Origin of the sequence: Streptococcus sp. WM07, from assembly GCF_004570525.1 — a bacterium.
GTDB lineage: Bacteria > Bacillota > Bacilli > Lactobacillales > Streptococcaceae > Streptococcus.
This window is the reverse complement of the sequence record NZ_SPPZ01000333.1, coordinates 1-265: the sequence shown is the minus strand read 5'-3', so window position 1 is coordinate 265 and position 265 is coordinate 1. Positions and strand designations below refer to the sequence as shown.

Annotated in this window: 1 protein-coding gene; it reads left to right on the top strand. The window is 44.9% G+C overall.

Annotated features, from left to right (window positions below; genetic code table 11):
• The coding region (locus tag E4T71_RS09460) for a Rib/alpha-like domain-containing protein (RefSeq protein ID WP_245165736.1) at positions 1 to 265 on the top strand (265 nt) is incomplete at both ends.

Here is a 265-nt window from a genome sequence, read left to right as displayed (position 1 = left end):
TTGCAAATCTAGGAGACTTGCCAGCAGGTACAAAGGTAAGCTTTGAGAGTCCAGTAGATACAACCACACCAGGAGATAAGCCAGCAACAGCTGTGGTAACGTATCCAGATGGTTCAACGGATAAGGTTCCAGTAACTGTTAAAGTTTCTGAACCAACCGACGCGGATAAGAACACACCAGTAGCACAAGATCAGACCGTTAAACAAGGTGAGGAAGTAGATCCATCTAAATCTATTGCAAATCTAGGAGACTTGCCAGCAGGTAC